This window comes from Fructilactobacillus sp. X2R5C2 (genome assembly GCF_059901375.1).
On sequence record NZ_JBWXUX010000045.1, the window covers coordinates 1 to 241 of the forward strand.

At 39.0% G+C, this 241-nt stretch carries 1 protein-coding gene; it reads left to right on the top strand.

All coding sequences use genetic code 11. From position 1 onward, the window contains the following. Positions 1-241 (top strand): beta-propeller fold lactonase family protein (locus AC6UD2_RS06880; RefSeq protein ID WP_500698447.1); only part of this gene is annotated, 241 nt, incomplete at both ends.

Consider the following 241-nt stretch of genomic DNA (forward strand, 5'->3'; position numbering starts at 1 on the left):
TTGTTGGTGAACTAAGCAGTAAAGTTGCTGTGATTGACTACAACGAAGAGGCTGGATTATTCACGGTTCAACAAATTGTTTCAACCATTCCTGACGATTGGGAAAGTCACAACGGTGCTGCTGGAATCAAAGTTTCAAAGGACAACCGCTTTGTCTATGTCTCAAACCGTGGTAACGATTCAATTGCGGTCTTTAAGATTAAACCAAATGGTGATTTAAAACGAATTCAATTGATTTCAAG